This window comes from Candidatus Clostridium stratigraminis, from assembly GCF_045310675.1.
GTDB lineage: Bacteria > Bacillota > Clostridia > Clostridiales > Clostridiaceae > Clostridium_AT > Clostridium_AT stratigraminis.
In genome coordinates, this window is the sequence record NZ_JBJHZZ010000057.1 from 1 (window position 1) to 247 (window position 247).

At 46.2% G+C, this 247-nt stretch carries 1 rRNA gene; it reads right to left on the bottom strand.

The features are described 5' to 3' along the window. A 23S ribosomal RNA gene (locus ACJDUG_RS17835) occupies window positions 1-247 on the bottom strand; the annotation flags it as partial.

Genomic DNA, 247 nt, shown 5'->3' on the forward strand with positions numbered 1-247 from the left:
AGGTAGTATTTAGCCTTGGGAGGTGGTCCTCCCTGCTTCCCACAAGGTTTCACGTGTCTCGTGGTACTCTGGATCAGAACTCTTGTTATTCATTTTCACTTACGTGGCTATTACACTTTATAGCGAAGCTTTCCAGCTTTCTTCAGTTAACGAAATCACAATTTTATGTTCTGTCCGCAACCCCAACTCCGTTAGGAGCTGGTTTGGGCTCTTTCCCGTTCGCTCGCCGCTACTTAGGAAATCGATT